General features: G+C 29.7%; 1 protein-coding gene. It reads right to left on the bottom strand.

The genetic code is table 11. The annotated features are described in order from the left end of the window. Nucleotides 1-84: 84 nt before the first annotated feature. On the bottom strand, nucleotides 85-427 hold a 343-nt coding region (locus AJ888_RS06380), incomplete at its 5' end, for a hypothetical protein (RefSeq protein ID WP_070315589.1).

Here is a 427-nt window from a genome sequence, read left to right as displayed (position 1 = left end):
TTTTTGCCTTCAACCTAAATATATTTATATAAATAATATAAGCAAGATCTGTTCCGTTTTGGATAAGTGGAACGAGGAAATAGTTTAGTATTGATTTTTAAAATCTTTTAAAACATCATAAGCAGGACTTCCATTCCAAGCCCAAATATCACGAAGAGTTCCTGTGCTTTTTTCATAACTTTGTAAATAATATTCTTTTTGATTATTTACATAACGGTATTTAGCAAGAATAATTTTATTGCCACTAATATTCATAGCTTGTAAGAATTGTTCTGGTGTTTTATCACTATCTCCTGCTATATAGGCATAGCTCCTAACACCTATAACATTATCATAATTACTTGCTCTATTAAAAGTATAAACTCCACCCTTAACCTCTTTCATCTCATCAAGGTTAAGAACTTTAACACCTGCACTATTATCACTA

The organism is Campylobacter sp. BCW_6467, from assembly GCF_001762855.1.
In the GTDB taxonomy this organism is placed as follows: Bacteria; Campylobacterota; Campylobacteria; order Campylobacterales; family Campylobacteraceae; genus Campylobacter_D; species Campylobacter_D jejuni.
Note: the sequence above shows the minus strand (reverse complement) of the source record. Positions and strands in the feature narration are given on the sequence as shown.